7 protein-coding genes and 2 pseudogenes are annotated in these 7,752 nt (G+C 67.2%); 3 read left to right on the forward strand and 6 right to left on the reverse strand.

The window, feature by feature from the left end; genetic code table 11:
- Positions 1 to 14: 14 nt before the first annotated feature.
- Positions 15 to 392 (forward strand): annotated as a pseudogene (locus tag VGH54_RS12400) (DUF732 domain-containing protein); the annotation flags it as partial.
- Between the two features lie 11 nt (positions 393 to 403).
- On the opposite strand, the gene VGH54_RS12405 reads toward VGH54_RS12400, so the two are convergent.
- On the reverse strand, positions 404 to 685 hold the full coding sequence (locus VGH54_RS12405) for a DUF3017 domain-containing protein (RefSeq protein ID WP_331512294.1): 282 nt from the start codon (positions 683 to 685) through the stop codon (positions 404 to 406).
- On the reverse strand, positions 682 to 1,527 hold the full coding sequence (locus VGH54_RS12410) for a bifunctional methylenetetrahydrofolate dehydrogenase/methenyltetrahydrofolate cyclohydrolase (RefSeq protein WP_331512295.1): 846 nt from the start codon (positions 1,525 to 1,527) through the stop codon (positions 682 to 684). Before VGH54_RS12410 ends, VGH54_RS12405 begins: the two co-directional genes overlap by 4 nt.
- 39 nt (positions 1,528 to 1,566) lie before the next feature.
- Here VGH54_RS12410 and VGH54_RS12415 point away from each other — a divergent pair, with 39 nt between their 5' ends.
- Positions 1,567 to 2,748, forward strand: coding sequence for an NADH:flavin oxidoreductase (locus VGH54_RS12415; protein WP_331512296.1), 1,182 nt, complete (start codon positions 1,567 to 1,569; stop codon positions 2,746 to 2,748).
- A 90-nt stretch (positions 2,749 to 2,838) separates the two neighbouring features.
- Positions 2,839 to 5,469, forward strand: a complete 2,631-nt coding sequence (locus VGH54_RS12420; RefSeq protein ID WP_331512302.1) for an ATP-binding cassette domain-containing protein — start codon at positions 2,839 to 2,841, stop codon at positions 5,467 to 5,469.
- Positions 5,470 to 5,498: 29 nt separating this feature from the next.
- Here VGH54_RS12420 and VGH54_RS12425 read toward each other — a convergent pair whose 3' ends face one another.
- The 4 genes and pseudogenes from VGH54_RS12425 to VGH54_RS12440 all read right to left on the reverse strand — a co-directional run.
- A complete protein-coding gene (locus tag VGH54_RS12425; protein WP_331512297.1) occupies positions 5,499 to 6,098 on the reverse strand; it encodes an ATP/GTP-binding protein in 600 nt (199 codons plus the stop codon).
- Positions 6,079 to 6,462, reverse strand: a complete 384-nt coding sequence (locus tag VGH54_RS12430) for a DUF742 domain-containing protein (protein WP_331512299.1) — start codon at positions 6,460 to 6,462, stop codon at positions 6,079 to 6,081. The genes VGH54_RS12425 and VGH54_RS12430 overlap by 20 nt, the downstream gene beginning before the upstream one ends.
- A gap of 9 nt (positions 6,463 to 6,471) precedes the next feature.
- On the reverse strand, positions 6,472 to 6,909 hold the full coding sequence (locus VGH54_RS12435; protein WP_331512301.1) for a roadblock/LC7 domain-containing protein: 438 nt from the start codon (positions 6,907 to 6,909) through the stop codon (positions 6,472 to 6,474).
- Positions 6,906 to 7,752, reverse strand: a pseudogene (locus VGH54_RS12440) (ATP-binding protein); the annotation flags it as partial. The gene VGH54_RS12435 and the pseudogene VGH54_RS12440, both read right to left, overlap by 4 nt.

A 7,752-nucleotide genomic window follows, 5' to 3' on the forward strand; every position in this document is an offset into this window, starting at 1 on the left:
TGCGTCGCAACTGGATGTCGCAGTTGAACAATCAGCCGTTGACGGTGCGGGCGCTGATCGGTCTCGGGTGTCTGATCACGGCAGCGACCACGTTCTCGACGCCGGGCGAGGCAGATCCCAACGACGACTTCATCGACGCACTCAGCCACGCCGGCATCGAGTACGGCGAACCGGGCAATGCGATGGCCGTCGGCGAGTCCATCTGCCCAATGATCGCCCAGCCGGGCGGTAGCTTCGCGGCCGCCGCATCGGGTGTCGCCCGCCGCGGCATGTCGCCGCAAGCGGCCCGGATGTTCACCACCATCGCGATCCGCACATATTGCCCCGAGCAGATGGCAAACCTGCTGGGCGGCAACCCTTCTGGTCTGCCACAGTTCTCCGGCGTGACGGGAATTCCGGGGGTCTAACGCGTCCCCAGCGGGTCTATGGTCCACGCGATATAGACCATCGCCGCCGCGACGGTCGCCATGGTCGCAAAGTCAATTCCCTTGCTGCGCACCACCAGAAGTCCGGCACGGTCTTCGGTGAGCGCCAGCCGCAACACGGCGGCGACCCCAACCCCGATGCCGATCAGCAGTGCGCCACGGCGCCAGAAGTTCGCCGCCGCCAGGCTGAACGCCACGACGAAAATCAGCACCACCGACACGATCGGCCATTGCGGGCGGAGCAGGCTGCGCACGCTCATTGCGCTTCGGCCAACTCGACAACGTTGGTCAGCAGAAACGCACGAGTCAACGGGCCTACGCCGCCTGGATTCGGCGACACGTGGCCGGCTACCTCCCAGACATCGGGATGCACGTCGCCAGCCAGCTTGCCGTCCACCCGGCTGACGCCCACATCAATCACGGTCGCGCCCGGGCGCACCATGTCGGCCGTCAGCATGTGCGGCACCCCGACCCCGGCCACGATGATGTCCGCCTGCTTGGTCAGCGCGGGAAGGTCACGAGTTCCGGTGTGGCACAACGTCACCGTCGCATTCTCCGAGCGGCGGGTCAGCAACAGGCCCAGTGGACGGCCAACCGTTACGCCGCGGCCGATGACGACCACGTGCGCGCCGGCGATCTCTACGTCGAAGCGCCGCAACAGGTGCACGATGCCGCGCGGAGTGCAGGGCAGCGGCGCCGGCGTATTCAGCACCAGCCGACCCAGATTCGTCGGATGCAACCCGTCGGCGTCCTTGGCCGGATCGACGCGCTCCAAAGCCGCGTTCTCGTCGAGCTGCTTCGGCAGCGGCAACTGGACGATGTAGCCGGTGCACTCGGGGTTGGCGTTGAGTTCGTCGATGGTGTCGTTGAGCTTCGCCTGGCTGATGTCGGCCGGCAGGTCGCGGCGCAGTGAGGTGATGCCCACCTTGGCGCAGTCGGCGTGCTTTCCGCGGACGTAGGCCTGCGACCCCGGGTCGTCGCCGACCAGGACGGTGCCCAGGCCGGGCGTCCGCCCCGAAGCGGTCAACGCGGCCACCCGCTCTTTCAGGTCGACGAAGATCTCGTCGCGCGTGATTTTGCCGTCCAATGTGATCGCACCCACGTCTAACAGTCTGGCACGCCCGCCGCGTACGCTCCTGCCATGCCAGCGGACCTGCCCAGTCCCCCTGACGTGTTCAGTCCGGCGAAGCTCGGACCGATCACGCTGCGCAACCGGGTCATCAAGGCAGCGACCTTCGAGGCGCGCTCGCCCGATGCGCTGGTAAGCGACGAACTGATCGAGTTCCACCGGCTGCCGGCCGCGGGCGGGGTTGGCATGACCACCGTCGCCTATTGCGCGGTCTCTCCCGGCGGCCGCGCCAGCGGCAACCAGATGTGGATGCGCCCCGAAGCAGTGCCGGGGTTGCGGCGGCTGGCCGACGCGATCCACGCGGAGGGCGCCGCAGCAAGCGCGCAGATCGCGCACGCCGGCCCGGTGGCCAATGCCAGCGCCAACAACGCCCAAGCCTTGGCGCCGGTGGGGTTCTTCAATCCGGCCGCGAACGAGTTCACCAAAGGAGCGACCCGCGATGACCTCGACGAAGTATCGGCCCAACACGTCAACGCCGTCCGGCTCGCCATCGAGGCCGGCTTCGACGCAGTCGAGGTCCATCTGGGGCATAACTACCTGGCGAGCGCGTTCCTGTCACCGCGGATCAACACGCGCGACGACGAATTCGGCGGGTCGCTGGAAAATCGCGCGAAGGTCGCGCGTGCGCTGGTGATGGCCGTCCGCCGGGCGGTGGACCACGAGGGAGCGCAGATCGCGGTCACCGCCAAGCTGAACATCGCCGACGGTGTCCGCGGCGGCATCGACGTCGAAGAATCGCTGACTACCGCAACATGGCTCGAGGAAGACGGCGCGTTGGATGCGATCGAACTCACGGCCGGCAGCTCGTTCGTCAACCCGATGTACACATTCCGCGGCGACGCGCCGACCACGCTGGAGATCGGTGGCAAGAATTTCTACCGCGAGTACCCCTACCGTGACGCCTACCTACTGGACGAGGCCAAGCTGTTCCGCGCCGAGCTGACGATGCCGCTGATCCTGCTCGGTGGCATCACCAACCGGGAAACGATGGACCTGGCGATGGCGGAAGGATTTCAGTTCGTCGCCATGGGCCGGGCCCTGCTGGCCGAGCCCGACTTGATCAACCGGATCAAGGCCGACGGCGACCAGCGCAGCGTGAGGTCGGTGTGCACGCACAACAACCAGTGCGTGCTCAGTATCTACAGCCGTACCCAATGCGTGGTGACCGGTGCTCCCGATGCGTTGGCGCACTAACCTACTTACCCGTCGGCCGTGTCGCTCGGGGCCGATCGAACGGCAGCCGATACAGTCGGTGCAGTGAGCCAAGCAGCTAAAGTTGGGGCGATGAGTCACGCCGCACCGCCCGCGCTGACAGTCCGGTACGACGGATCAGAACGCACCTTCGCCGCAGGTCACGACATCGTGGTTGGCCGTGATCTGCGCGCCGACATGCGCATCACACATCCGCTGATCTCCCGGGCCCACTTGCTGCTGCGATTCGACCAGGGCCGCTGGCTGGCCATCGACAACGGCTCGCTGAACGGCACTTACCTCAACGGGCGCCGCGTGCCGGTGATCGACATCCACGACGGCCAGGCCATCAACATCGGCAATCCCGACGGGCCGCAACTGACATTCGCGATCGGACGCCACGACGGTGTCGTCGGCCGGCCGCCGCAGACGACCTCGATGCCGATCGCCAAATCGCCGGCGCCCGCCCGGTCGGGACCCGCACCACAGCAGCCACGCCCGGCCGCGGGGCCCAGGCCCCCGGGGCCGATGCGCCAGGGACCGTCGCGCCCGTATCCCGGCGCCCCGCCTCCGCCGGGCTACCCAGGCCAGCGCCCGCCGGCCTACCCACCAGGCCCGCAACACCAGGCGCCGGCACCCGTTCGGCAACCGGCCGGCGCCCCGGTGGCTTCGGCTCCGCCGGTGAACCTTCAGCCAAGGACCCAAATGGCACCGCCGGCGATCCGCAAGCCACCGGAAGTCGGCAACCTGGCCACCAAGATGATCCAGGCGATCCTGCCCGGCTCTCTCACCCCGGACAAGCCGCCGGGTTCGGCGACGATCGGTCGCGCCAACGACAACGACATCGTGATCCAGGATGTGCTGGCTTCGCGTCATCACGCGTTCTTGGTCGACTCGCCGCTCGGCACCGAGATCCGGGATGCACACAGCGTCAACGGCACCTTCGTCAACGGCGTCCGCGTCGGCTCGGCGGTGTTGAACGAGGGCGACGTGATCACGATCGGCAACATCGACCTGGTCTTCACCGACGGCAACCTGATCCGCCGCACCGAAGCCGCGACCCGCACCGGCGGCTTGGAGGTCAACGGCGTCCACTTCCGGATCGACGGCAAGGAACTCCTGGACGGAATCTCCCTCACGGCGCGGCCGGGCACGCTGACCGCGATCATCGGGGGGTCCGGGGCGGGCAAGACCACGCTGTCGCGGCTGATCGCCGGATACACCCGCCCCAGCTCGGGGACGGTCACATTCGAGGGCCACAACATCCACGCCGAGTACGCGACGATGCGCAGCAGAATCGGGATGGTCCCGCAGGACGACGTCGTGCACCGGCAGCTGACGGTCAACCAGGCGCTGGGTTACGCCGCCGAGCTGCGACTGCCACCGGACACCGGCAAACAGGAACGCGCGCAGGTCGTTGCGCAGGTGCTCGAAGAACTGGACCTGACCAAGCACGCCGACACCCGCGTCGACAAGCTCTCCGGCGGGCAGCGCAAGCGCGCGTCGGTCGCGCTGGAACTGCTCACCCAGCCGTCGCTGCTGCTGCTCGACGAGCCCACCTCCGGTCTCGACCCCGCGCTGGACCGCCAGGTGATGTTGATGCTGCGCCAGCTCGCCGACGCGGGCCGCGTGGTGCTGGTGGTCACGCACTCGGTGTCCTACCTGGACGTGTGCGACCAGATCCTGCTGGTCGCTCCGGGCGGCAAGACCGCCTTCAACGGGCCACCCAGCCAGGTGGGCGAAGTGTTGGGAACCACGAACTGGGCCGACATTTTCGCCAACGTTGGCGCCGATCCCGACGAGGCGAATCGCCGCTTCCTGGAGCGAGGCGGCAGACGAGACTCGAGGGCGCCAGCTCGGGAGAGCCCGGCCGCCGATTTGGGCGAACCCGTGCACAGCGACTTGTTGCGCCAGCTCTCCACGATCGCGCGCCGTCAGGTGCGTCTGGTCATCTCCGACCGCGGCTACTCGGTGTTCTTGGCGGTGCTTCCATTCCTCATCGGTGCACTGTCGCTGACCGTGAAAGGCCCGAAACCTGGTCTGGGGCCGGCCGATCCGCTCGGGCTGGCGCCCACCCAGCCGCAGTACATCATGGTGCTGCTCAATATCGGGGCCGTGTTCATGGGTACGGCGCTGACCATTCGCGACCTGATCGGCGAGCGACCGATCTTCAAGCGAGAACAGGCGGTCGGCTTGTCCACCACCGCCTACCTACTTGCCAAAGTCGCCGTCTTCTGCGCGTTCGCGACCGCGCAGGCGGCGATCGCGACGATCATCGTCAGACTCGGCAAGGGCGCGCCCACCGCGCACCCGCCGTTTTTCGACAACTCGACGTTCTCGCTGTTCGTCACCGTTGCCGGCACCTGCGTGGCCTCGGCCATTCTCGGCCTGATGCTGTCAGCGTTGGCGCAGTCCAACGAGCAGATCATGCCGCTGCTGGTGGTGTCGATCATGTCGCAGCTGGTGCTTGCCGGCGGAATGATCCCGGTGACGGGCCGGGCCGGCCTCAACCAGCTGTCATGGCTGACACCGGGACGTTGGGGTTACGCCGCGGGCGCCTCGTCGATCGACTTCCCGAACCTGGTCAAGGTCAAGCAGATTCCGACCAACGACCCGATATGGCAGCACTCCAAGCACATCTTCCTGTTGGACATGGGCATGCTCGCCGCGCTGTCACTGTTCTATGCGGGCTACGTTCGGTGGAGTATCCGGCTCAAGCGTTAGGCCGACGAATTCGCAATCCGGCCAATCCACTACGCGGTCGGCGTCAAGCTTGCCAGCGCGTATTCGCTGACCGCGATCAACGCGTCGGTCGCCGATCTGCGATCCCTCGCATCGATGTTGATAACCGGGACATGCGCGGGCAGCGTAAGCGCTTTGCGCACCTCGGCGGCGGGAAACCTTGGCGTGCCGTCGAATTCGTTCACCGCGATGAGGAACGGCAGTTTGCGGTGCTCGAAGAAGTCGACCGCGGCGAAACAGTCCTGCAGACGCCGGCAGTCCACCAGGATGACCGCACCGATCGCGCCGCGCACCAAGTCGTCCCACATGAACCAGAATCGACGCTGTCCTGGCGTGCCGAATAGGTAGAGCACCAGATCTTCGTCGAGCGTGATCCGGCCGAAATCCATAGCGACCGTGGTGGTCTGCTTGTTAGGGGTGGCGTCCACCATGTCGACGCCGACGGACGCGTCGGTGACCATGGCCTCGGTCCGCAGCGGCATGATCTCCGAGACCGCACCGACGAACGTCGTTTTACCGGCGCCGAATCCACCGGCGATCACGATCTTCGTGGACGCCGTATCGCGCGACTTCGGCTGCGGCGGGGCCGCATCAAAGCGCTCGTAGGCCACGGAGCGTCCTTCCTATCAGTTCGCGACGTTCATCGCGGGTCGAGCCTTCGGTCAGTGTCCGGTTCACTCGAAGGTAACCCGAAGTCACCAGATCGCCGACCAGCACACGCGTGACACCGAGCGGCAAATTTAGCCGAGCCGATATCTCAGCTACCGACGGACTCTTGACACACAGTTGAACAATCCTGCCCCGCACGTCGTTGAGCGGCCACCGGTGAAACATGGCCGACTGCAAAGTCTGGACTGGCGCTTCCAACGGAATCTCGACGCTGGCCTTGGTCCGTCCGGCCGTCAGGGTGTACGGGCGGACCAGGCTCGCCTCAGACGCAGGCGGCTCGGATCCGGGTGGCTTGCGCTTGTCCATGACGGCTCACTAATGCGATGGCGCGCGTCGGGTCGACTGCACGACGTTGCCCACCCGTTCGACGAGGACGGCCATCTCGTAGCCGATCTGGCCGATGTCACATGACGTCGCGGCCAGCGTTGCCAGATGCGAGCCGTCGCCGACCTGCATCAGCAGCAGGTAGCCGCTCTGCATCTCCACCACCGATTGCAAGACCTGCCCGCCGTCGAACAGTTGCGCCGCGCCGTTGGCCAGGCTGGCCAGGCCAGAGGACACCGCGGCGAGCTGGTCGGCCCGCTCCTTCGGCAAGCGCTCACTGGCCGCCATCAGCAGCCCGTCGACGGATACCAGGATGGCGTGCGTAACCCCGGGGACTTCGCGGGCGAAGTTCGACACCAGCCAGTCCAGCGAGTTGTTGTCGGGGCGCGGCGGTTGGCTGGGCCTTCCGGGTGGAAAGGCAGAGGTCATTCGTGATCGGTTCCTAGGTCTGTCTCGCGGGCGTGCGATCGTCCTGCGCGAACGCCGCCGAAATGACTGCTGATGGAGGCGCGGACGGCGTCGGGGTCTCGCACCGGCGCCTCGTGTGCGGGGGTGCGCCCAGACTGGGATCCGCCGTTCGATGCTATCCCGTTGTCCTCGCTGGCGCGGTGGTGCGCAGTTCCGTTCTGCTCGCTGTCTGCCCCGCCCGGCACCAGCCGGGCGCCGGGTTCGCGCACCGGCAGACCCTGTTCGGTGTGGGCCTGCACCGGCACGCTCTCGACTTCTTCTGCGGCTGACCAGCCGCGGTCCCACACCGACTGCCAATCCAGATCAGGGCTGTGCGCCAAGTCGCGGGGGTCGACCAGCCATTCCGAGAGCATCCGCTGGTAGATCAGATCGTCCGCGGGCGCCTCGGTCGCCGGAGCCGCGGCCCCGGCGGTCCAGACGTCGTCGACCTCCGGCAGATCGACCTGCGCCGCGGGTTCGGGCGCGACCGGTTCGTCTTTGGGACGGTGCCGGTTCTCCCGGTCGAACCGCACCCGCGAGCCGAAGAACGACGAGGTGTTCGAGACCGGCTGTGCCGCAGGCTGTTCCGGAGCCGATTCGGCGGGCTCCTCGTGCGGGACGGGCGGTGGCTCGCGATGCGCCGGCCGCTCGGGTGGGGCAGCCGGGACGCCGGTGATGCCGCTGCTTCCGGGTCGGCGGCGCGGCAACAGGCTGACCGACGACTCGGTCGACTGCGAGCCGTTGCGCTCGGTGGCGTCGGTGAGCGACGTGAACTCTGGGCCGTCGTCGTAATCGGGCACAGCGGCCGGCGGTTCGGGCAGCGGC

Origin of the sequence: Mycobacterium sp., from assembly GCF_036488105.1 — a bacterium.
In the GTDB taxonomy this organism is placed as follows: Bacteria; Actinomycetota; Actinomycetes; order Mycobacteriales; family Mycobacteriaceae; genus Mycobacterium.

What these genes read in the sequence shown, in the direction of transcription:
- VGH54_RS12405 (WP_331512294.1), bottom strand. Translation starts at nt 685, where the DNA reads ATGAGCGTGCGCAGCCTGCTCCGCCCGCAATGGCCGATCGTGTCGGTG.
- VGH54_RS12415 (WP_331512296.1), top strand. Translation starts at nt 1,567, where the DNA reads ATGCCAGCGGACCTGCCCAGTCCCCCTGACGTGTTCAGTCCGGCGAAG.
- VGH54_RS12420 (WP_331512302.1), top strand. Translation starts at nt 2,839, where the DNA reads ATGAGTCACGCCGCACCGCCCGCGCTGACAGTCCGGTACGACGGATCA.
- VGH54_RS12430 (WP_331512299.1), bottom strand. Translation starts at nt 6,462, where the DNA reads ATGGACAAGCGCAAGCCACCCGGATCCGAGCCGCCTGCGTCTGAGGCG.
- VGH54_RS12435 (WP_331512301.1), bottom strand. Translation starts at nt 6,909, where the DNA reads ATGACCTCTGCCTTTCCACCCGGAAGGCCCAGCCAACCGCCGCGCCCC.